At 59.7% G+C, this 20,152-nt stretch carries 16 protein-coding genes and 2 tRNA genes; 5 read left to right on the forward strand and 13 right to left on the reverse strand.

Features of this window, described 5'->3' with window-relative positions; translation table 11 throughout:
- The first annotated feature begins 40 nt into the window (after nt 1–40).
- Together HMPREF2927_RS06370 and HMPREF2927_RS06375 are read left to right on the forward strand one after the other, a co-directional pair.
- Nucleotides 41–271 carry a hypothetical protein gene (locus tag HMPREF2927_RS06370; protein WP_049337995.1) on the forward strand — a complete coding sequence of 77 codons (231 nt, stop codon included), beginning with the start codon at nt 41–43 and terminating at the stop codon, nt 269–271.
- A 184-nt stretch (nt 272–455) separates the two neighbouring features.
- A complete protein-coding gene (locus HMPREF2927_RS06375) occupies nt 456–2,054 on the forward strand; it encodes an LssY C-terminal domain-containing protein (protein ID WP_070686539.1) in 1,599 nt (532 codons plus the stop codon).
- Nucleotides 2,055–2,194: 140 nt separating this feature from the next.
- Here the strand turns inward: HMPREF2927_RS06375 and HMPREF2927_RS06380 are convergent, their stop codons facing one another.
- The 9 genes from HMPREF2927_RS06380 to HMPREF2927_RS06420 all read right to left on the reverse strand — a co-directional run bounded on the left by HMPREF2927_RS06380 (nt 2,195) and on the right by HMPREF2927_RS06420 (nt 10,080).
- Complete coding sequence (locus HMPREF2927_RS06380; RefSeq protein WP_070686541.1) at nt 2,195–2,836, reverse strand: DsbA family oxidoreductase; 642 nt, start codon at nt 2,834–2,836, stop codon at nt 2,195–2,197.
- 192 nt (nt 2,837–3,028) lie between these two features.
- Nucleotides 3,029–4,396 carry an ATP-dependent Clp protease ATP-binding subunit ClpX gene (gene clpX, locus HMPREF2927_RS06385; protein WP_070686543.1) on the reverse strand — a complete coding sequence of 456 codons (1,368 nt, stop codon included), beginning with the start codon at nt 4,394–4,396 and terminating at the stop codon, nt 3,029–3,031.
- Between the two features lie 442 nt (nt 4,397–4,838).
- A complete protein-coding gene (locus HMPREF2927_RS06390; protein WP_012903382.1) occupies nt 4,839–5,528 on the reverse strand; it encodes an ATP-dependent Clp protease proteolytic subunit in 690 nt (229 codons plus the stop codon).
- A 5-nt stretch (nt 5,529–5,533) separates the two neighbouring features.
- On the reverse strand, nt 5,534–6,187 hold the full coding sequence (locus tag HMPREF2927_RS06395; RefSeq protein ID WP_005505718.1) for an ATP-dependent Clp protease proteolytic subunit: 654 nt from the start codon (nt 6,185–6,187) through the stop codon (nt 5,534–5,536).
- A gap of 305 nt (nt 6,188–6,492) precedes the next feature.
- The gene (gene tig / locus HMPREF2927_RS06400; RefSeq protein ID WP_070686545.1) at nt 6,493–7,794 is read right to left on the reverse strand and encodes a trigger factor; all 1,302 of its coding nucleotides are present in this window, start codon (nt 7,792–7,794) and stop codon (nt 6,493–6,495) included.
- 107 nt (nt 7,795–7,901) lie between these two features.
- Nucleotides 7,902–7,976 (reverse strand) — tRNA-Pro (locus HMPREF2927_RS06405).
- 480 nt (nt 7,977–8,456) lie between these two features.
- Nucleotides 8,457–8,527: transfer RNA gene (locus tag HMPREF2927_RS06410), tRNA-Gly, on the reverse strand.
- Between the two features lie 73 nt (nt 8,528–8,600).
- Entirely contained in the window at nt 8,601–9,485 is an 885-nt protein-coding gene (locus HMPREF2927_RS06415) for an Fpg/Nei family DNA glycosylase (protein WP_070686547.1), read from the reverse strand.
- A 103-nt stretch (nt 9,486–9,588) separates the two neighbouring features.
- Nucleotides 9,589–10,080, reverse strand: a complete 492-nt coding sequence (locus HMPREF2927_RS06420) for a ribose-5-phosphate isomerase (RefSeq protein ID WP_070686549.1) — start codon at nt 10,078–10,080, stop codon at nt 9,589–9,591.
- Between the two features lie 377 nt (nt 10,081–10,457).
- Between HMPREF2927_RS06420 and pepN the strand changes: the two genes are divergently transcribed.
- Both pepN and HMPREF2927_RS06430 read left to right on the forward strand, forming a co-directional pair.
- Nucleotides 10,458–13,007, forward strand: coding sequence for an aminopeptidase N (gene pepN, locus HMPREF2927_RS06425; RefSeq protein ID WP_070686551.1), 2,550 nt, complete (start codon nt 10,458–10,460; stop codon nt 13,005–13,007).
- A 289-nt stretch (nt 13,008–13,296) separates the two neighbouring features.
- A complete protein-coding gene (locus HMPREF2927_RS06430; RefSeq protein ID WP_246827376.1) occupies nt 13,297–14,454 on the forward strand; it encodes an SGNH/GDSL hydrolase family protein in 1,158 nt (385 codons plus the stop codon).
- A 143-nt stretch (nt 14,455–14,597) separates the two neighbouring features.
- On the opposite strand, the gene HMPREF2927_RS06435 is transcribed toward HMPREF2927_RS06430, so the two are convergent.
- Nucleotides 14,598–15,203 (reverse strand): phosphatase domain-containing protein, encoded by a 606-nt coding sequence (locus HMPREF2927_RS06435; protein WP_005508133.1) that lies wholly within the window; start codon nt 15,201–15,203, stop codon nt 14,598–14,600.
- Between the two features lie 277 nt (nt 15,204–15,480).
- The gene (locus tag HMPREF2927_RS06440; protein ID WP_070686555.1) at nt 15,481–16,329 is read right to left on the reverse strand and encodes a DUF8185 domain-containing protein; all 849 of its coding nucleotides are present in this window, start codon (nt 16,327–16,329) and stop codon (nt 15,481–15,483) included.
- A 206-nt stretch (nt 16,330–16,535) separates the two neighbouring features.
- Here HMPREF2927_RS06440 and HMPREF2927_RS06445 point away from each other — a divergent pair, with 206 nt between their 5' ends.
- Nucleotides 16,536–17,444, forward strand: a complete 909-nt coding sequence (locus tag HMPREF2927_RS06445) for an acyl-CoA thioesterase (protein WP_049345634.1) — start codon at nt 16,536–16,538, stop codon at nt 17,442–17,444.
- Nucleotides 17,445–17,550: 106 nt separating this feature from the next.
- Here HMPREF2927_RS06445 and HMPREF2927_RS06450 read toward each other — a convergent pair whose 3' ends face one another.
- Together HMPREF2927_RS06450 and ettA are read right to left on the reverse strand one after the other, a co-directional pair.
- On the reverse strand, nt 17,551–18,126 hold the full coding sequence (locus tag HMPREF2927_RS06450) for an HdeD family acid-resistance protein (RefSeq protein WP_135007788.1): 576 nt from the start codon (nt 18,124–18,126) through the stop codon (nt 17,551–17,553).
- A gap of 290 nt (nt 18,127–18,416) precedes the next feature.
- On the reverse strand, nt 18,417–20,096 hold the full coding sequence (gene ettA / locus HMPREF2927_RS06455) for an energy-dependent translational throttle protein EttA (RefSeq protein WP_070599850.1): 1,680 nt from the start codon (nt 20,094–20,096) through the stop codon (nt 18,417–18,419).
- Nucleotides 20,097–20,152: the final 56 nt, after the last annotated feature.

Below are 20,152 nucleotides of genomic sequence, written 5' to 3' on the forward strand. Positions count from 1 at the left end.
GAACGAGTACATCAGCCAGGCACGTGAACATGCCCAGGCGTTGCGTGCCAGCTACACCAACGAAGTGTATGAACTCTGGCTTCAGCATATTTCCACCAGCGCCGCCACCGATGAGGCGAGCATCGCCTCCGGTTCGTTGACCGCTCAGCAGCTTGAGGAGCTGACCCGCAAGTGGGTGCGCCTCATGCGTGAAAGCCGCGATATGCAGCACCACGAAAGCTCTATCGCCGCCGCACGTGCCGCGGTTGAGGCTAAGCGCCTCCCCGAGTAGGGTCACCTTATATTCTCTTTCACGCGGCAACACCAGCACTTTCACGTTGGTACCGCGTTTTTCTGCGGCGGGGCAATCGAGCCAAGCGATTAAGCCCTGCCCGGAATGCATACTTCACACGACCTGCCCCTTGCTATAGTTATGGATATTCAAAAACCCTAACTATGTTGCAGAAAGGGCGGGAATGTCCCACCAAAAACGCGTCCTGCGGCCTATACGTAGCGATGTCGCTCCCCCAGTTACCTCACCACCGGTCTACCGTGGTGATATTGACGCGCGCGGCGCGGCGCAAGACCTCGTCCCGCGTAGCTTGTGGGTCGATTTCTGGGACACTATTTTCTTCATCTTCGCCGGCGTCGCGGCCCTCGTGCTGACCTTCATGATTCTGGCGAATACGGTCGGCCACTCTTTTTGGGGTTTCCCCATCGCCTTCATTTTCTGGGCGGTCACCGCATACCTGACGCTACCGCGTTTTCACGCCATCATGACCCGCATCTACGTGCCCGACTACTTTATTGGGCGCACCCGCACCCCGGACGGTCTGCTCGGCGACCCAGTCAATATCGGTCTGATTGGTACCGAGGAGCAGATTCACCAGGTCATGCAGGACGCCGGCTGGACCCGCGCTGACGACGTCACCCTCGTCTCCTCCTGGAAGATTATTCTCTCCACCATCACCCGCCGTTCCTACGCGGAGGCGCCCGTCTCCCCGCTGAAAATTTTTGGCAAGACGCAGGCTTTCGCCTATCAGAAGGAAGTGGACGGCAACCCCGAGAAACGCCACCACGTACGCTTCTGGAAAACCCCGGACGGCTGGTTGCTGCCGGGCGGTCACCAGGTGGATTGGTTGGCGGCGGGCACGTACGACTCCGGTGTGGGTTTCAGCTTCTTCACCCTGCAGGTCACGCACCGCATTGACGCCGAAACCGACTTTGAACGTGACTACATTGTGGAGTCCATTCAGTACGCTCACCCGGAAACTCACGTTGAGATTCTGCACGATTTTTCCTCCGGTTACCACGCCCGTAACGGCGGCGGCGACGCGATCCGCACGGACGGCGCGCTCCCGGTCATCGTGCTGAACAACGAGGGCCTGGAGCCGCAGGAGCAGGAAGAAATTCACCTCTCCAGCGCGCACGACCTGGCGTACCGCATGCCGCTGAGCCTGCTGGTCGGTTCGGGTATGCTCATCGCCGTGACCCTCGCAGACATTATCAACAGCGTCATTCTGGCGCTTAACCGCCCGGCGATGCGCGCCAAGCTACTGGAGGAAGGCTCCGGCAATGACCTTGAGTTGCTGAACCTCTTCGATCAGGTGGATAGCAACATGCTGTTGACCGTTACCAGTACGGTGCTAATTGGTTTCGTGGCGATTTATTCGGTGGTGCACCTGTTCCTGCTGTGGAGCACGCTGCGCGGCTCGTCGAAGGCTCGCCGCCTGGCTCTACTGTTGACGGCTCTGAACTTCGCGGCGATTACCGGCGGCGTGCTGTGGGGGCACCAGTCCCTGCCACTGTCCACGATTTTCTTCCAGCTGGGCGTTGCGGTCTTCGCAATGCTGGCGTTCACCTCGGACGCAGCGGTTCAGTACACGGCAACCCGCACCTTCCATATGCGTGATACGAAGATCGTGCAGCGCGCAACGCACCCGAAGGTTCTCAAGCACAGGGCTCAGCGCAAGGCAAAGAAAGCACAGAAGGCGCAGGCCCAGAAAGCGCAGAAGGCCCACAATGCGCAGAAGGCACGCAAAGCTACCTCTGCAAGTAGCGCTCACCGCGCGTAGATTGCACGTTTCAGCGCAACATAGTGAATAGAAAAGTACCGCCCGGTCAGTACATGACCGGGCGGTACTTTTTTGCTCTGAACCCGCAGACTCTACAGAGCCTGCGCACATTGCAGGAATCTCAGCACATTGCAGGGTTCTTAGGCTTCGCCGTCCTCACCGTGGAAAATCGGGCCCACGTTACGGGGGCGCTTGAGCTCAAAGAAGCCGGGGTAGGAAGCCAGCGCCAGGGCGCCGTCAAAGAGCTTACCAGCCTCTTCACCGGCGGGGCTCGGGGAGATGACAGGGCCGAAGAAAGCGGTGCCGTTAATGGAAATCAGCGGAACACCCACATCGGTGCCGCCCACGGTCTCCAGTGCCAGGTCCAGGGAGGCGCGCATCTGCTCATCGTACTGATCGGTGAAGGCGACATCCGCCAGCGCTGCGGGCAGGTTGACCTCCTCCAGCGCCTTGACGATTGCGTCACGGTAGAAATCAGCCTTGTTGTCGTTGTGGTGAATCTGCTCACCCAGAGCGTCGTAGAGGGGCTTGATGACCTCGTTGCCGTGCAGCTCACGCACAGCGGTAATGAGGCGGGTCGGCGCCCAGGACTGGTCCATCATTGCCTGGTAGTCGGCGGGCAGGTCGCGGCCCTGGTTGTGCATGGACAGGGAGAAGGGGCGCCAGGTCACCTCAACGTTGCGGACCTTCTGCACCTCACCAATCCAGCGGGAGGTAATCCAGCACCAGGGGCAAATCGGGTCGAACCAAAAATCAACCTGTGCGGGTGCGTTCTCAGCCATGAGTGTTCCTCTCTCATACGGTTGCGCCAGCCGCTACTATGAGCCGGCGCTTATTCTTCGGTACACGCTCTTCAGCACATGCTCTTCAGGACACATGCCAACGAGAGCGGTACCTGCTAGTGAGCCGTCACCCCGTATAACCGGGGCGACGGCTTCTTTATTCCCCTAGCCTTATCGGCTGGAAGTATTCGGTTATGCCGCCTGACGGTCCGTTTCCTTCACGGAGGCGGCCTTCGCCTCCTCCGTCACGGTGCGAGTGGTCTCGGCTTCAGGATCGGGCGCCTGCAGCACGTAGCGGGGTTCCGTGCCGTTGAGCACGGTGTCCTCACCAATGACGATGGACACCACGTCGGTGCGGTCCGGGATGTCGAACATAATCGGCTGCAGAATCTGCTCCATCATGGAGCGCAGGCCGCGGGCGCCGGTACCGCGTTCGGCGGCGAGGCGCGCAATAGCCGCGACTGCTGCGTCGTCGATGATGAGTTCCACGCCGTCCAGGGCGAAGAGGTGACGGTACTGCTTGAGCAGCGCGTTCTTCGGTTCGGTCAGCACGCGAGCCAGCTCTTCTTCGTTGAGCTCGCTCAGGGTCGAGATGACCGGCAGGCGGCCAATCAGCTCGGGGATGATGCCGTAGTGCGCCAGGTCCTCGGGCATGATCTGGTCGAGCGGGTTCTTCACGGAACCGCCCAGTTCGGCACCGAAACCGATACCGCCGGCACCCACGCGGGCCGCGATGCGGTCGTCAATATTGTCGAAGGCACCAGCCACGATGAAGAGAATGTTCGAGGTATCAATCTCAATGTTCGCGTGTGCCGGGTGCTTGCGGCCGCCCTCCGGGGGTACAGTCGCCACGGTGCCCTCAATAATCTTCAGCAGAGCCTGCTGCACGCCCTCACCGGACACATCGCGGGTGATGGAGAGGTTCTCGCCACCCTTACGGGCGATCTTGTCGATCTCATCAATGTAGATGATGCCGCGCTGCGCCTTGGCAATATCGCCGTCAGCGGCGTTGATGAGGCGCAGCAGAATGTTCTCCACGTCGTCACCCACGTAGCCCGCCTCGGTGAGGGTGGTTGCGTCGACCAGGGCGAAGGGCACATCCAGCTTCTTCGCCAGGGTTGCCGCCAGGTAGGTTTTACCGCAACCGGTCGGGCCGAGCATCAGAATATTCGACTTACCCAGCTCCACCTGCTCCCCCGCGGTCGCCGAAAGAATGCGGGAGGTCAACACCGGGTTATCAATATCGTGGATGCGCTTGTAGTGGTTGTACACCGCCACCGCCAGGGTGTGCTTCGCCGCGTCCTGACCGATGACGTAGTCGTTGAGGTAGCTGTAAATTTCGCGCGGAGTAGCCAACTGAGATGCAGGCGCCGCCGCGGGGGCTTTCACCTTCAGACGCTCTTCAGCGAGGATCTCTTCGCACAGCTCCACGCATTCATCGCAGATGGAAACGTTCGGGCCGAGCACAATCTTGAAAACCTGCGCGCGAGTCTTCTTGCAGAAGGAGCATCGCATGCTGGCGTTGGGCTGTTCGGGAGGCACAATGATGTCTGTGGCCACGAAGATTCCCTTTCGATCGGCGTGGTGAAATCGGTGCAGAAGGGTCAGTGACCTGATGTCTGCGGTGATTTCTCAGGAGGGGCACCGGTGGGTGGTGGGTGCCGTGGTTTGAGTGAGAAACCGGTATGAAATACTCGAATTTTCTCCCTCTCTAAGGCTACCGGAGTTCACCCCGGAACCAAGAATTACGCACCGCAAATGAACGGACTTACCGGGCATATGACAAAGCGCGTCTTTTATGACGGCGGCGGGGCTGATACTCCGGCAAGAAAGCGCAGGTCAACACCAGATATCAGCTTGTCTCGCCGCCCCCACCTGGCGGGCACAAATCAGCGGGCACAAAAAGGCGGCACCGTACCGCGCACCAGCCCGAAGGCTCGCACACGGAGCGATGCCGCCCCTCCCCCGAAAAACGCTCCGGGGTATTCCTCAAAACTAAAGTTTAGGTGTGGGAAATAGCGGTGTTGGTCGCAGGCTTACGCAGCTTACGAGACTCCAGCACCTTATCGACCAGGCCGTACTCCAGGGCAGCAGCCGCAGTCAGAATGTTGTCACGCTCAATGGAGCGGTCAACTTCCTCGTAGGTCTTGCCCGAGTGCAGTGCCAAGGTCTGTGCAGTCCACTCACGCATACGCATAACCTCGTTCGCGTGAATCTCAATGTCAGAAGCCTGACCGCCCTGCTGGCCGCTCAGTGCGGGCTGGTGAATCAGCACGCGAGCGTTCGGCAGTGCCAGACGCTTGCCGGGGGTACCTGCAGCCAGCAGAACCGCCGCCGCGGATGCCGCCTGGCCCAGGCACACGGTCTGGATCTCGGGGCGGATGAACTGCATGGTGTCGTAGATAGCGGTCATCGCGGTGAAGGAACCGCCGGGCGAGTTAATGTACAGGGTGATGTCACGCTCGGGGTCCTGCGCCTCCAGAACCAGCAGCTGAGCCATGATGTCGTCAGCGGATGCGTCGTCCACCTGGGTGCCCAGGAAGATAATGCGGTCCTCGAACAGCTTTGCGTACGGGTCCTGACGCTTGTAACCGTAGGGGGTGCGCTCCTCGAAGCTGGGGAGCACGTAGCGGTTACTCGGCATAGCCGGCGCCGAGGTGGTGATATCGTTCGGCAGGTAGTTCATGTGCATCTCCCTTATGCGTTCTTCGATTCGGGCAGCTTACCGGCGGTGGTGGCAATGTGGTCGAAGAAGCCGTATTCCAGGCCTTCTTCCGCATTGAACCAGTTGTCGCGGTCGTTATCCTTCAGGATGGTTTCGAGGCTCTTACCGGTGCGCTCAGCGGTGATCTCTGCCAGGCGCTTCTTCATGTCCAGAATCAGCTCAGCCTGGGTGCGGATATCCGATGCGGTACCGCCAATACCGCCGAGGGGCTGGTGCATGAGGATGCGGGCGTTCGGGGTTGCGTAGCGCTTGCCGATAGTGCCTGCGGTGAGCAGGAACTGACCCATGGATGCTGCCATGCCGGTCACCACGGTCACCACGTCGTTCGGGATGAGCTGCATGGTGTCGTAGATGGCCATGCCGGCGGTGACGGAGCCGCCGGGAGAGTTGATGTACAGGTAGATGTCTGCCTCGGGGTCTTCAGCCGAGAGCAGCAGCATCTGGGAGCAGATGAGGTTGGCGTTGGAGTCGCGCACCTCGGAGCCGAGCCAGATAATGCGCTCCTTCAGGAGGCTGTTGTAGACGTAATCTTCCTGGGCACCAACGATGGGGGTTGCCATAGACGGCGCGGGCGCCACGCCGGCTGCCTGGGAGGCGCCGATGGGCAGAGGCATGTAGCTGGACATTCTTCCTCTTCTTCTCTAATGGGTCTTCGCTGCGTCTTTGCGCGATTTACGCGCCGGAGCGCACGCGAAAAGTTTCGTTGCTACTACCTTACCGATAGTTGCTCTCCCCCGCTTCCCTTCGGGTTGTTCGTTCGCCAGGGGGTGAAGCAGAGGCGAAAACTCGGGGGCGGAATAGATTGGGGGTGAAAAGAGCCTCAGCGGGCACCCAACCAGTAATTCGGTGGATGCCCGCTGAGGCTACACGTTTCAAGCAATCAGCTCACGCCCTCTAGCGGGGTGGCTTTTTGCAGACCGTGGCGGGGGATTTAGGCAGCTGCCTCTTCGCCCTCGCCCAGGTACTTGGACAGGTCAACAACGTTGCCCTTGGTGTCCTTGACCACTGCGGTCTTCAGCACTGCTGCGAGAGCCTTGGAGCGGCGAACCTCGCCGACCAGTGCGCCTGCCTGGCCGGAGCCGTCCAGCATCTGTGCGAACTGGTTGGGGTCCATGCCGTACTGGGAGCTCATGGTGATGATGTAGTTGATCATCTCAGCCTGGTCAACGGTCACTTCTTCCTTGTCCGCAACAGCGTCGAGAACCATCTCGTTCTTGAATGCGGTCTCGGTGTTCTCGCGAACCTCGGCGCGGTGCTCCTCGGTGTCGTGGCCTGCTTCAGCGTTGGGGTTGTTGAAGTGCTGCTCGAGCTGGTCCTCGATAACCTTCTCGGGGACGGGGATCTCAACGAGCTCAATGAGCTTTGCGAGGACCTTGTCGCGTGCCTGGGTGCCCTGCTCGGCAACCTTAGCTTCTGCAACCTGCTTCTTGATGTCTTCCTTCAGCTCGTCGATAGTGTCGAACTCGGAAGCCAGCTGTGCGAACTCGTCGTCAGCTGCGGGCAGCTCGCGCTCCTTGACTGCGGAGAGCTTGACCTTGATGACTGCCTGCTCGCCTGCGTGCTCGCCACCGGAGAGCTTGGTCTCGAAGGTTGCATCCTCGCCAGCGGACAGGCCGGTCAGAGCCTCGTCGATGCCGTCGAGCATGGTGCCGGAACCGATCTGGTAGGACAGGTCGTTTGCTGCGTCTACCTGCTCGCCGTCGATTTCTGCGGCGATGTCGATGGTCACGAAGTCCTTGTCAGCTGCGGGGCGCTCAACGGTCTTCAGGGTGCCGAAGCGCTCACGCAGAGCGTCCAGTGCCTGGACCTCGTCCTCAGCGGTGACCTCTACCTCGTCAACCTCAACCTCGAGACCCTCGTAGTTAGGCAGCTCGATTTCGGGGCGAACGGTGACGGTGATGGTCAGCTTGACGTCTGCCTCACGGTTATCGGTGGAGGGCTGGGACTGAACGTCCAGCTCGGGCTGTGCCAGGGGGGAGAGTTCGTTCTCGCCCAGTGCCTGTGCGTAGTAGTCGTTCAGAGCGTCGTTCAGGGATGCCTCGACGATGTAGTCGAAGCCCGCACGCTGCTCGATGAGCTGCTTGGGCAGCTTACCCTTGCGGAAGCCGGGAACGCTGATCTGACCCGAGAGGTTCTTGTAGGTGCGGTCCAGGTAGGGCTTGAATTCTGCGAAGGGAACCTCGACCTCAATCTTTGCGAGGGTCGGGTTGAGCTTCTCGACGGCGGTCTTCACGTCCGTGATCTCCTCATATAGTTTCGGTGCGGCACGAATCGTGTGTGCCGCGGTTGCTTAGTGGAAAGAGCGCCACGACCTTGTAGCGTCGCGGCAACCGTTTCACGTCGGGGCGACAGGATTCGAACCTGCGATCTCCTGCTCCCAAAGCAGGCGCGTTAGCCAAGCTACGCCACGCCCCGTGAAACCGACCGTGTTGCGCATTTGCGTGTTTAACACAGTCAGTGCCCTAGTTTACCTGTTTTCCCGCTAAATGCCCAACACAGCGGCTCGTGCACGGTTTATTTCCACTGAGCGCGTACTCCCCCCTGTCTCCCTTGGTTTTGTGGGGTGTTTTGTGTGGATGCGCGGTGAGGGGATGACGAGCTGGAGGGCGAAAATCCCGAGCGCGCGAGGGATTGTATTTTCGCCCGTAAGCGATTCCCGGCAACCTTAAGCGGGATTTGTGGAGGGGATGACGAGCTGGAGCGTGCGGATTCCGAGCGCGCGAGGGATTGCATTTTCGCCCGGAAGCGATTCCCTCGAGCCTTGGGTGGGATTTGTGGAGGGGATGACGAGCTGGAGTCTAAAAGTTTCGAAAGCTTTCGGAACTTTTAGACGTAAGCGATTCCCGGAATCCCCGAGCACAAAAATCCCCCCGACAACGTCGGGGGGATTGTGCGAGGGGATGACGGGAATCGAACCCGCGTAATCAGTTTGGAAGACTGAGGCTTTACCATTAAGCTACATCCCCGGAATGGAACTTGACTATAGTAGCGAGGTTCCATCTGGGCTGTCAAATATACGGGTGGTTTTTAGACCTGTTTTTAGACCTGGCAGCCGGGGCACCAGTAGAGTTTGCGGCCTGCGATTTCTTCCATGCGGATGGTGGTTCCGCAGCGGCGGCAGGGCTCGCCGTGATGCATGTACACATAGTTGGCGTGGTCGGGCCACGCTTCGGTTTCGGGCACGCCGGGGCGGTCTTCAGGCTCGGTGGTGATGATGCGCCCCACGCGCACGCCGATGACCAGCAGGTGCTTATTGTCTTCCCAGAGTCGCTCCAGCTCCTCGTCGCTGAGGCTCTTGCCGGGGCGTAGCGGGTCAATTGCCTGGCGGTACAGCGATTCGGCGCGGAAGATATTACCCACACCGGAGATTGCCGCCTGGTCCATCAGAATCACACCAATCGGGCGGGAGCTCTTGCGTGCCGCGCGGTAGAACTGTTCGGGGTCGGCATCCGGGTTGAGCGGGTCGGGGCCGAGCTTGGAGCGGACGGTGCGCACCTCCTCCGGCGTGAGGGTGCGGCAGATAGTCGGGCCCACCAGATCCGCCCAGCCGTGCTCCGAAACAATACGGCAACGCACCGTACTCTTCGGTTCGGGAGGACCGGCGTAAGGTTCCCCCTCCCCCGCGGCGTATTCTTTTTCGCCGATCTTGCGGGGCGCACCAATGCTCGAAGCACCCGTGAACGTCTCGTCCCCGCCGAAACTCCAGTTACCGTAAATACCCAGGTGCACGTTCAGGGTCAGGTCGTTCTCGAAGGTCACGAACAGGTGCTTACCGTGCGCGTATGCACCGGTGATGGTGTGCCCGTCCAGCAGGGCGGCACCCTCAGCGTAGCGGCCCTGCGGGGAGGAAACCTGCACGTGCTCGCCGGTGAAGACGTCGCTAATCTGGCGGGCGATACGGTGGATGGAGTGGCCTTCGGGCACGGGTTCTCCTCGAAAACTTGCTGGTTAGAAATAGCGTGGATTATATGGGGTGCAGAAATAACTGAGGCGTATAGCCTGCACTATACGCCTCAGATTTTAGAGCTTAGGCAGCGTCAATCTGCTTGCCGGCAATGTCGCCGGTCTGCTCGTACTCAGCCAGCTGACCGATACGGCGTGCGTGACGCTCTTCGTTGGTCCAGGGGGTAGCCAGGAAGACCTTGATGATTTCCAGTGCTTCTTCCTTGGTGTGCTGGCGGCCGCCCACAGCAACGACCTGTGCGTTGTTGTGCTCGCGAGCCAGTGCCGCGGTGTCATGGTTCCATGCCAGAGCCGCACGGATACCCTCAACCTTGTTCGCAGCCATCTGTTCGCCGTTGCCGCTACCGCCGAGCACGATACCCAGGGAGTCCAGGCCGCCCTCGCGGTCGCGCTTCACGCCAAGGGCTGCGTTAATACAGAACGAGGGGTAGTCATCCAGCGGGTCGTAGTCGGCGGGGCCATGATCAATCATTTCGTAGCCCGCAGCGGTGAGGGACTCGATCAGATAGTGGCTCAGTTCGAGGCCAGCGTGGTCGGTTGCGATGTGTACGCGCATGGGTACTCTCCTGGTGATTTTGTCTTGGTGTGACGTGCGAATGTGTGTTCGTGGGAGACGCCGGTTCTCAGTTCTGAGCACCGTTGCTAGAGTGCGCCGCGCATCCATCAGGTGGGATGCGCTTCCCCGTTTAGGTTTTTTCTGTCTTAACTGTATCGAATTCGCGTTGGTTCGGGTAATGGGATGCCTTCTAGACCCCCGCCTATGCGGTAGACTGTGGGATATGGCACTTTGAGTGTCCCGATTCACCGCGCCTGAGTTTCAAAACCTCCAGCACTACGTATGCAGCGTCGCAGGAGCCGCACCTCGGGAACCAGCGCACCATGACAGGGCGTGTCAACACGGCACGCTATTCACATCTAAGGAGAGGGAGCTGTATGCCCGGCCTGAACCTAACCCGCAATGAGGCAATCGAACGCGCATCCATTCTTAAGCGCGTGCACTCGTACCGTATTGAACTTGACCTTCCGAAGGACAAAGACGTCTTCTCCTCGAAGGTTGAAATCCGCTTCGATGCTCAGGAAGGTGCCTCCACCTTCATTGACGCCATCACCTCCTCGGTCAAGTCCATTAACCTCAACGGCGAAGAGCTGAGCACCGACCTGGCGGACGGCGAGCGCATCCAGCTGCCGAACCTGGCGGCTGAGAACACCCTGGTCATTGACGCAGAGATGTTCTACACCAACACCGGTGAGGGTCTGCACCGTTTCGTAGACCCCGCCGACGGCGAAGTGTACCTGTACTCCCAGTTTGAGGTGCCGGACTCCCGCCGTGTGTTCCCCGTCTTCGAGCAGCCCGACCTGAAGGCTGAATTCGAGTTTATTGTGCGCGTTCCCTCGCACTGGGTGGTTGTGTCTAACCAGCCCGAGGTGAAGGTTGAGGAGAAGGAGTGCGGTTGCGGCCGTGCGAAGACTTGGTTCTTCAAGCCGACCCCGCGCATGTCTTCGTACATTACCGCGATTGTGGCTGGCCCCTACGAGAAAGTCACCAGCGAGCTGACCAACTCTGAGGATCGCGTGATTCCGCTGGGCGTGTACGCCCGTAAGTCCCTCATGCCGTTCGTGGATGCTGAGGACATGTTTGAGCTGACCCGTCAGGGCTTCGAGTTCTACGAGGAGCAGTTCAAGACCCCGTACCCGTTCGAGAAATACGATCAGCTGTTCGTGCCCGAGTTCAACGCCGGTGCGATGGAGAACGCTGGCTGCGTGACCTACCTGGAGACTTACGTCTTCCGTTCCAAGGTTGCGGAGGCTCTGCGTGAGCGCCGCGCTATCACCGTTCTGCACGAGCTGGCTCACATGTGGTTCGGCGACCTGGTCACCATGAAGTGGTGGAACGACCTGTGGCTGAATGAGTCTTTCGCTGAGTTCATGTCGACCCTGGCTGCTGCGGAGAATACCCGCTACGCGAAGGAGGCGTGGGCTACCTTCGCCGCGTCGGAGAAGACCTGGGCGTACCGTCAGGATCAGCTGTCTTCGACTCACCCCATTGTGGCTGAGATTCGTGACCTTGCCGATGTTCAGGTGAACTTCGACGGCATTACGTACGCGAAGGGCGCTTCGGTGCTGCGTCAGATGGTGGCGTGGGTTGGCCAGGAGAACTTCATGGCTGCTCTGAAGGTGTACTTCGATAAGCACAGCTGGGGCAACACCGTTCTGGACGACCTGCTGGTTGAGCTGGAGCGCACCTCCGGCCGTGACGTGCGTGCGTGGAGCGCTAAGTGGCTTGAGACCGCTGGCGTGAACACTCTCGCCGTTGAGGTTGAGAATGACGAGGCGGGCAACATTTCGAACCTGGGTATCCGCCAGTCCTACGCTGAGGGCTTCGAGACCCTGCGCCCGCACCGTGCAGTAATTGGTTTCTACAACCTGGTGGACGGCAAGCTGACCCGCACCGACCGCATCGAGCTGGATATTGACGGCGAGCTGACCGTGGTTGAGGAGGCTCTCGGCAAGAAGCGCCCCGACCTGCTGCTGCTGAACGATGAGGACCTGGCGTACGCTAAGATTCGCCTGGACGAGCGTTCCATCGAGACCGCTATCAAGCACCTGGGCGACATTGATTCGTCCGTGGCTCGCGGCGTGGTCTGGGGTTCGCTCTGGGATACCGTGCGTGACGCTCAGATGCCGGCACGTAAGTACGTTGACCTGGTGCTGAACAACATCGGTAAGGAGACCAACTCCACCGCTCTACGCACCCAGATCAACAACCTGTCCGCTACCCTGCACTCCTTCGTGGCTCCTGAGGCTCGCGAGGAGACCCGCCACCGTGCCGCTGACCGTCTCTGGGAGCTGGCATGCGTTGCAGAGCCCGACTCGGATGCTCAGCTGCAGCTGCTGCAGGCGTTCATCAACCAGACCCGCACCGAGGAGCAGTACGACAATGTGCAGCGCCTCTTCGAGGGTGAGCTGACCCTTGAGGGCCTGGACATTGACGCCGACCTGCGTTGGAACCTGGTGTGCCGCCTGGCTACCGGTGGCCGTTTCTCCGCCGAGCAGATTGCTGCGGAGCTGGAGAACGACAACACCGCGAACGGTCAGCAGTACGCCGCTCAGGCATACGCATCGATTCCGACTGCGGAGGCTAAGGCTGAGTACTGGAACAAGATCATGGTGACCGGCGAGCTGTCGAACATGATTCAGCGTTACGCTATTTCCGGTTTCAAGTCCGGCAAGCCCGAGCTGATTGCCCAGTACGATGAGCCGTACTTCGAGCAGATTGAGGGTATTTGGCGTTCGCGTTCGCACGAGATTTCCATGCAGATTATTGGTGGCATGTACCCGAGCGAGCCGACTGCTGAGCTGCTGGAGCGTACCGAGGCGTACCTGGCTTCTCTGCCTGAGGATGCTGCGGCTCTGTACCGTCAGATTGCGGAGGCACGCGACGGCGTGGCTCGTGCGCTGAAGGTTCAGGCGGCTGACATTTAACAATGCTTGTGAGCTGAGGCGGGTTCGCCACCTGCTCTCATAGGTTTTTACTCATGGGTTTTTATTCGTCCCCTTCTACCCCGAGATTCGGGGTGGGAGGGGACGTTTCTATATGGGGGTTTATGCCGGTTCTATTTTGAGTTGTGCCCCAAGTTGCACACCGGTTTGCATACAGGTTTGCACACCGAATCTAATTCTTGTCACTGCGGTGCATATTTTTTGTTATTTTCATTTGAATATCCATCAAAAGCTCTCAACTTGGGGTTGCGCCTATCGTATACTGTTGTGCATGCCTTCTATCAAGTCTCCTATCGCGAAAGTTTCTCTGACCGGTGCAATCCTTGCTGTGGTTGCTGCCGGTTCCTTTGGCGTGTACTCCGCAGGAGGCTTCACCGCGCCCGGTAGCACCGCCGCTACCGCTGTTACGGGCGCCGAACCTACCCAGTCGGCGCAGGAAAACCCCAGCGAGTCCCCCTCCCCCGAGCCGACTCCGGAACCGACCACCCCGGCACAGAAGATGGAACGCACCGCGCAGAACGCCTTCGGCAAGGAGGGCGCACAGGCAACCGGTGAGATTCAGGCGCCGTTCTCCACCTCCGCTGATGCCGCCGACATGCTGGTTCAGCAGTTCAAGGGTGGCGTGGTCATGTACACCCCCAAGTACGGTCCGGTTGCGGTGGAATCCGGCGTCTACGAGCACTGGTGGAAGCAGCGCGGGTACAGCGACTTTGCCGGTTGGGAGGGTCTGCCGGTGAGCTGGCGATCCAAGAAGGGCGTTCTGTACACCAAGTTCGAGAAGGCTGAACTCTACTGGGATAAGGCAAACGGTCTGCCGCGTAACACCAACGTTCTGGGCGCTAAGGATGCCCTGGTGATTGGTGACTCACAGGTGACCGCAACCTCCTGGGTTGGTTTGGGTCTGAAGCAAGCAGGTTTCGTCCCGTACCTGTTCCGTTGCGGCGGCATCGGTTTTGTGACCGCCCGCGAGGGTGTGTGCCCCTCCTACTATCAGGGCGTGATGGGTGGCCGTTGGGCTCTGCCGAGCGGTAACCCCGGCGTGATTTACCTGGACGCTTCCGGCAATGACATTTACATTCACGAGGATGAGACGAAGGCTCGCGAGCACGTGAACGCTCACCAGACTCAGGTCATTGAGCAGCTGCGACGCATGTACCCGTCGTCGAAGATCGTGTTCGGTGGCGTGGTGTCGATGAACGAGGATGCGGCGACGGATAAGCAGGTGGCGCATAAGCGTCACGTGGCAAACGAGGTGGCAAGGCAGGGTGCCCGCGAGACCGGCGTGCTGTTCATGGACACCGCAGATTGGCAGACCATTTACCTGACTGAGGGTGACATGGCTGATGGCGTGCATCTGAAGGAGAAGGCGCACCATAAGCTGGCGGGCCCCTTTGCGACTCGTCTGCGTGAACTGCTCGGCACCGCGTAAACTAACTGTGTAATCAGCCGAGTACATCAGCTTCGATCAACGCATATAGCATTAGAATGAGGCGCCGGGAGGATTGAATCCTTCCGGCGCCTCATTCGTTTGAGTGGGTTACCCACCGCAGCTCTCAAGTTGGTGTGCGGGTTTTATGCCGCGACGTTTGCCTGGCGTTCCTTCGCCTCGGCCTTCTGGTGTGCGAGCACGCCCTCCGCAAGGCGACGCTTCTGACGCTCACGAGCGGCTTCCTTCTCACGCTGCTCGGCAGCCCAGGCGACCGGGTCAATGTCGATCGACTCGTAGTGCCATTCGCCAATGTAGTCGCGAATCGGGGCGACCCAGGTGACGGGAATGCCGCGGCGCAGGTACACCTCGTGGTCGGTGTCTTCAAAAGCGTGGATAATGCGGTTGCCGTCAGCAATCAGGGACTCAATGACGGAGTCCTTCCAAGCGGGGCTGTTGGAGCCGTCGTTGCCGGGCTTAGCGAACACGTGCTTGGGTTCCAGACCTGCGCGGGCGATGAACTGGTTCAATTCCTTCATGTAGGTGCCATCGCGGCCGGTAATTACTACGACCTCTGCGCCGGTGTCTGCCGCGATTTCGCGAACACGGTCGGCAATTTCAACATTGACCGTGGCGTTGCGGATGGCCTTGAAGAATCGGCGGTTGCTTGCGAAGAAACCGGTCAGGTACTTGTCCATCTGATCTCGGTTGCTGGCAAGGGTACCGTCAATGTCGACTGCAATCAGATCCATATAGGTCTCACTTTCGATCCGTACGGGAAGAATGCGCCTGGTGAGGGCGCGGCGGAAGAGTTCCCGTGCGGTGTGGCTGGTAATCGGTGTGTCAAAGACGCCCCGGTGAAAGGGCGTAGTCTCTCTAGAATACCCTATTTTCGTAAAGTAATGCCTTATCGAAAGTCATTATTACAAATCCCCCGATGATGTCATGAGACGCAAAAATAGCTGGCGGCGCAGGTCAGAACCCGTACCGCCAGCTGAGAAAGATCTAGCAAAGCCTAGAGAGGGGGGGTTAGAGTAGCGAACCGGAACCGCGGCGCACCAGCACCATACCGGCGGGCGCCACAATGCGCAGCCACTCCTCCGAACCTACATGCGCAGCGAAGAGCGGCAGATCGCCCGTGAAGCCTTCCGGGATGAAACCGAACACGCGCAGGGCGAATGCCGCGCCGGTCGGTACAAGCACGGTATCGAACTCAGGTAGGTACTCCAGCACCATATCGGAGGACCAAATACGCGAGCGCACCGTGGAAAGCACAGCAGCGCCGGGGTTCTCGGGCAGGGCGCGTTCTACCGCCTCCAGACCTTCTGCGGTGGCGCGGTGGAACTCTTCAACCGGGACGGTACCAACCTCGTACCAGCCGCTGAGCGGGGCTGACTTGCCAGCCCAGCTAGCGTTAACGGTCACCGGCGGCATGAACAGCACCAGCTGCGGGTTCTCTTCGTTACCCTGTTCTTCTGCCTGCTTCTGCAGACGCGCCAGACGGTCCAGCAACGCCTGCGCCTGCACGGTCATGTCCAGGGTCGAGTCAGCCAGCAGGTGCAGGGCACGCAGACCCATAATGACCGGGGTGTCCGAGGAGGCGTCCTCCGGCTCCAGGGAGCAGGCGAACACCGCCACCACGCGGCCGCGCGCAGTCAGGCGGATAGCGGCGTCCGGGTTCACCGCCAGGGCGCGAGAAATGTAGGTGGCAAGGTCCTTGACCGCTGCGGCACCCTGCGCTCCGCCGGGCAGAATCAGGTAGGGCTCCTCCACGCCTTCGTGGGGGTTGTACTTGAGCTCGATGGGTGCGGGCGCGTTGTTCTGGTCGGGAGCGTTGTCCTGTGCGGTATCAGGGGTAGTTTCAGACGGCGTAGTCATTTCTGCTCCTTTTCGGCGTTAGCCTGCCCGGTGGCAAGTTGGTGGGTGATATATGCGATGGTGTGTGAAATAGATGTTCCGGATCGATAATCCGGGTCAATATTTCCTAGTCAATGTTCCGAATCAACCTGTCGTGGTTGTCTCAGAGTATGCTCTCCCACTCTACGCCAGAAACCGGTTCATTGAAAACGTGCGAGAATAAAACCATGACCAAGCCCACTGTGACCCAAAACCTCATGCGGATGCTGGACCTCTCCCCTGTGGAGGCGGCGCCCGCCTCCTTCGGTAGTGATGAAGTGTCCACCGGTGTGACGCTCACCCGCGAACAGCCGCGTACTTTCGGTGGTCAGGTTCTTGCCCAGTCGATTATTGCCGCCGACCGCACGGTGGAGGGCAAGGACATCCACTCGATTCACGCCTACTTTCTGCGTCCCGGCGATATTGAGCGTGAACTGTTCTTCGCCACTCAGCGCCTGAATGATAGCCGTTCCTTCTCGACCCGCCGCGTGCAGGTGTTCCAGGATGAGGCGCCCATGTTCTCGGCGATTATGTCTTTTCAGTCCGATAGCCGCGGCCCGGAGCACACCGCAGTGACCATGCCGGAGGTGCCGGACCCCGAATCATTGCCGATGGTCAGCGACTACCTGGGTCAGCTCCCCCACCCCATTGCACAGGCGGTCTCGTGGGAACGTCCGATTGATATGCGACACGTGGACGCGCCCCTGTACACTCAGGCGGATGCCTCCTCGACACAGCCGCGTGCCTGTGTGTGGTTCAAGACCTTTGACCGCCTGGTGCGTGCTGATGGTTCTGAGGCATCGGAGGCGGAGCACCGCGCCGCTATCGCCTATGCTTCGGATTATCTGCCGCTGGAGCCGGCTCTGCGCCGTCACGGCAAGTTCTGGCTGGAGCCGGGCCTCAAGAGCGCCTCGCTGGATCACGCGATGTGGTTCCACCGTTCGGCGCGTGCCGATGAGTGGCTGCTGTACGTGCTGGATTCCCCGAGCGCGCAGGGTGGCAGGATGCTCGCGCAGGGTTCGATTTTCAATCGTTCCGGTGAGCTGGTGGCGACTGTGGCGCAGGAAATGATGTTCCGCCTGCCGGAATACCGCTAAAGTTCCGATACAAACGTTAGAGCATACAGAAAGACCGTGTGAGGTGGTTGTCTCACACGGTCTTTCTTATGTTCTAGTGTACGGTCTAGAAGCCGTTTGGAAGCTCTTATTTAGCTTCGCCGTCAATCACACCGTCCGGGGAAATGTGCACGGTGCTCTTGGTGCGGCGGGAAACAAAGAAGTCACCCACGAATACCAGACCGGTCACCAGAAGACCCAGTGCTGCCATCCATACTGCCGCCACGCCGTAGATTATCGGGAACAGCACCACGAGCAAGCCCAGAATAAGGGTACCAATAGCAGAGAGCTGCAGGTGGCGTCCGGCGGCGTAGCTCAGGTATTTCACGCCCTGGGCAGTCATCAGACGAATCAGCGCCCACATAATCATCCACGTACCCACAATGGTCGGGATGAAGGTTGCCTGTGCACCCACCGAGGCAGTCAGCAGAATCAGGCCAGCCACCACGGTCAAGATGCCGTCAACCAGGTCCCAGCCGGTACGTGCCTGCTTTGGCGTGCCGAAGTAACGTACCAGTTCAAACACGCCACCAAGCCACACCGAAATGGAGAACACATAACCCAGAACTACCAGCGGAATAGCGGGATTGGCGAACATGTAGATTGCCGCTGCAATCAGCAACAGACCGGTAACCAAGGACATCCAGTTATATTTTGAAAGCATAATGCTCTTCTCTTCGTAATCACATGTGTCAGTTGTACTTACGCACATACCCATTATAAACCGTAAATATGAAGTCCGCCACGATATATCGGTCGCCACTGAGCGAACTATTTCTACCGGCGAACACGCGACCCTCCCCTCGCCAGCACATACAGCAGCCAACGCGCGCAGCATCCAGTACACACAGCGCGTACGGCATCCAGCGCATATGGCATCTAGCGGGCACAGCAAAGCCCCGCCTCCCCACGCTTCAACAGTGCAGGAGGCGGGGCTCGCTACCGAACTAAACCCTATCGGGTCAGCTTGCGGTGCACCACGCGGTGCGGCTTGGCGGCCTCGGGGCCGAGGCGCTCAATCTTGTTCTTCTCGTAGGACTCGAAGTTACCCTCGAACCAGTACCACTGATCCGGGTTCTCGTCGGTGCCCTCCCACGCCAGGATATGGGTTGCCACGCGGTCCAGGAACCAACGGTCGTGAGAGACGACCACGGCGCAGCCGGGGAATTCCAGCAGCGCATTTTCCAGGGATGCGAGGGTCTCAACGTCCAGGTCGTTAGTGGGCTCATCGAGCAGCAGCAGGTTACCACCCTGCTTGAGGGTCAGCGCCAGGTTCAGGCGGTTGCGCTCACCACCGGAGAGCACACCCGCCTTCTTCTGCTGGTCCGGGCCCTTGAAGCCGAACGCGGAAACGTACGCACGCGAAGGCATTTCAACGTTGCCGACCTGGATGTAGTCCAGACCGTCAGAGACGACCTCCCAGAGGCTCTTCTCCGGGTCGATGTTCGCGCGGTTCTGGTCAACGTACGAGATCTTCACGGTCTCGCCGACCTTCAGCTCGCCGCCGTCGAGGGGCTCCAGGCCAACGATGGTCTTGAACAGGGTGGACTTACCCACACCGTTCGGACCAATCACACCCACAATGCCGTTACGGGGCAGGGAGAAGGACAGACCGTTAATCAGGGAACGGCCGTCGAAGCCCTTCTGCAGGTTCTCAGCCTCAATAACGACGTTACCCAGGCGGGGTCCCGGAGGAATCTGAATCTCTTCGAAGTCAAGCTTGCGGGTCTTCTCAGCCTCCGCAGCCATCTCCTCGTAGCGTGCCAGACGAGCCTTCGACTTAGCCTGGCGGCCCTTAGCGTTGGAGCGGACCCAGTCCAGTTCCTCGCTCAGGCGCTTAGCGAGCTTAGCGTCCTTCTTGCCCTGAACTTCGAGGCGGGCGCGCTTCTTCTCCAGGTAGGTGGAGTAGTTACCCTCGTAGGGGTACAGGTTACCGCGGTCAACCTCGGCGATCCATTCTGCCACGTGGTCGAGGAAGTAGCGGTCGTGGGTAATCGCGATGACGGCACCCTCGTAGGACTGCAGGTGCTGCTCCAGCCAGAGCACGGACTCTGCGTCCAGGTGGTTAGTGGGCTCGTCGAGCAGCAGCAGGTCAGGCTTCTGCAGCAGCAGCTTGCACAGTGCCACGCGGCGGCGCTCACCACCGGAGAGGTGGGTGACGGGCATGTCAGCGGGCGGGCAGCGCAGCGCTTCCATTGCCTGCTCCAGCTGGGAGTCCAGGTCCCATGCGTTAGCGGCGTCGATAGCTTCCTGCAGCTGACCCATTTCTTCCATGAGGGCATCGAAGTCAGCGTCAGGCTCAGCCATGAGGGCGGAGATTTCGTTGAAGCGATCCAGCTTGGACTTGATTTCGCCCACGCCTTCTTCAACGTTGCCCAGAACGGTCTTCTCTTCGTTCAGCGGCGGCTCCTGCATGAGGATACCCACGGTGTAGCCTGCGGTCAGGCGTGCCTCACCGTTGGAGGGCTGGTCAAGGCCAGCCATGATCTTCAGGATGGTCGACTTACCCGCACCGTTCGGACCAACCATACCGATCTTGGCGCCGGGGAAGAACGACATCGTCACGTCGTTAAGGATGACCTTGTCGCCCACAGTCTTGCGGGCCTTGATCATCTGATAAATAAATTCAGCCATAGTTACCTATTTTAGCGTGATTCTGCGGCGCGCTGACGACTTAGTCAGATATTCCC

Source organism: Rothia sp. HMSC061E04, assembly GCF_001813685.1.
GTDB classification, from domain to species: Bacteria; Actinomycetota; Actinomycetes; order Actinomycetales; family Micrococcaceae; genus Rothia; species Rothia mucilaginosa.

Bases quoted from the DNA above. Each gene is read 5' to 3' on its own strand.
- HMPREF2927_RS06375 (WP_070686539.1), top strand. From the start codon at position 456: ATGTCCCACCAAAAACGCGTCCTGCGGCCTATACGTAGCGATGTCGCT.
- HMPREF2927_RS06380 (WP_070686541.1), bottom strand. From the start codon at position 2,836: ATGGCTGAGAACGCACCCGCACAGGTTGATTTTTGGTTCGACCCGATT.
- HMPREF2927_RS06390 (WP_012903382.1), bottom strand. From the start codon at position 5,528: ATGCACATGAACTACCTGCCGAACGATATCACCACCTCGGCGCCGGCT.
- HMPREF2927_RS06395 (WP_005505718.1), bottom strand. From the start codon at position 6,187: ATGTCCAGCTACATGCCTCTGCCCATCGGCGCCTCCCAGGCAGCCGGC.
- HMPREF2927_RS06420 (WP_070686549.1), bottom strand. From the start codon at position 10,080: ATGCGCGTACACATCGCAACCGACCACGCTGGCCTCGAACTGAGCCAC.
- pepN (WP_070686551.1), top strand. From the start codon at position 10,458: ATGCCCGGCCTGAACCTAACCCGCAATGAGGCAATCGAACGCGCATCC.
- HMPREF2927_RS06430 (WP_246827376.1), top strand. From the start codon at position 13,297: ATGCCTTCTATCAAGTCTCCTATCGCGAAAGTTTCTCTGACCGGTGCA.
- HMPREF2927_RS06435 (WP_005508133.1), bottom strand. From the start codon at position 15,203: ATGGATCTGATTGCAGTCGACATTGACGGTACCCTTGCCAGCAACCGA.
- HMPREF2927_RS06440 (WP_070686555.1), bottom strand. From the start codon at position 16,329: ATGACTACGCCGTCTGAAACTACCCCTGATACCGCACAGGACAACGCT.
- HMPREF2927_RS06445 (WP_049345634.1), top strand. From the start codon at position 16,536: ATGACCAAGCCCACTGTGACCCAAAACCTCATGCGGATGCTGGACCTC.
- HMPREF2927_RS06450 (WP_135007788.1), bottom strand. From the start codon at position 18,126: ATGCTTTCAAAATATAACTGGATGTCCTTGGTTACCGGTCTGTTGCTG.
- ettA (WP_070599850.1), bottom strand. From the start codon at position 20,096: ATGGCTGAATTTATTTATCAGATGATCAAGGCCCGCAAGACTGTGGGC.